The sequence below is a fragment of the Alcanivorax sp. HI0044 genome, assembly GCF_001634945.1.
Genome location: NZ_LWEZ01001498.1, coordinates 1 through 820, shown reverse-complemented (window position 1 = coordinate 820; position 820 = coordinate 1). Strand labels below are relative to the sequence as shown.

The following is an 820-nucleotide window of genomic DNA, read 5'->3' as shown; positions in this document are numbered from 1 at the left end:
TACCCGCCAGCCACTGCTAGCATTGCCCGCTGTCGCGCCACCCTTTGTCTGGACCTGAATACATGGATTTCAAGGCTATCTATGCCGTCGTCGATGACGACTTCGAGGCGGTGAACCAGTTTATCAGTCACCACCTGGATTCCAACGTCCCCCTGATCCGCGAAGTGGGCGATTACATCATTCAATCCGGCGGCAAGCGGCTACGCCCGCTGATCGCCATTCTTTGCGCCCGGGCCGCCGGCTATCAGGGCGATCGCCACGTGGACGTGGCCGCCATCATCGAGTTTTTGCATACCGCCACCCTGCTCCACGACGACGTGGTGGACGAATCCAACCTGCGCCGCGGGCGCCCCACCGTCAATGCGGTGTGGGGCAACGCCGCCAGCGTGCTGGTGGGCGACTTCCTGATTTCCCGCGCCTTGCAACTGATGGTTGGCCTGCGCCACCCGCGCCTGCTGGACATTTTCTCCCAGAGCACCAACACCATTTCCGAAGGGGAGGTGCTGCAGCTAATCAACGTGCGCGACCCCAACACCAGCGAAGAGAACTACATGCGGGTGATTCACCACAAAACCGCCAAAATGTTCGAATCGGCAGCAGAAACCGGCGCCGTGCTGGGCGCGGACCAGGCCAGCGATCATGTGGACGCCTTTGCCACCTATGGCCGCCACCTGGGCATCGCCTTCCAGTTGATCGACGACGTGCTTGACTATCAGGGTGACGCCAGCGAACTGGGCAAGAATGTGGGCGACGACCTGGCCGAAGGCAAACCCACCCTGCCGCTGATCTACACCATCACCAACGGCTCCCCCGAACAGGC

The 820-nt window shown here is 61.6% G+C and carries 1 protein-coding gene; it reads left to right on the top strand.

Features of this window, described 5'->3' with window-relative positions; translation table 11 throughout:
* Positions 1-62 precede the first annotated feature (62 nt).
* The coding region (locus A3730_RS22635; RefSeq protein ID WP_063539004.1) for a polyprenyl synthetase family protein at positions 63-820 on the top strand (758 nt) is incomplete at its 3' end.